Raw genomic sequence first — 339 nt, 5'->3', positions numbered from 1 at the left:
GTCCGGCGGGTTCCCGGCACCGGGCCAGCCGCTCGCCCCGCCGCCGGGCGGGCCGGCGTTCGACGAGCAGGCCGAGCGCACGCAGATGCTGCGCCCGGACACCGGCGGCGCGTCCGCCTTCGACGAGCAGGCCGAACGCACCCAGATGCTTCGTCCCGAGAACCAGGACGAGGCCGAGCAGACCCGCAAGATCGACCCGGGCCAGTTCGGCCAGCACTAGCACTTGCCGCACCACCGCCGGGGTGACCCGGCGGGAAATCACGAGTAGTTGGGGTAGAAGTTCATGACCAATCCCTACGGCCAGCAGCAGCCCTACGGCCAGCAGCCGCAGCAGCCGGG

General features: G+C 72.0%; 1 pseudogene. It reads left to right on the top strand.

What is annotated here, in order from left to right:
- Positions 1 to 220, top strand: a pseudogene (locus G3I65_RS41265) (RDD family protein); the annotation flags it as partial.
- Between the last annotated feature and the right edge of the window lie 119 nt (positions 221 to 339).

Origin of the sequence: Amycolatopsis sp. SID8362, assembly GCF_010550475.1 — a bacterium.
In the GTDB taxonomy this organism is placed as follows: Bacteria; Actinomycetota; Actinomycetes; order Mycobacteriales; family Pseudonocardiaceae; genus Amycolatopsis; species Amycolatopsis eburnea.
Note: the sequence above shows the minus strand (reverse complement) of the source record. Positions and strands in the feature narration are given on the sequence as shown.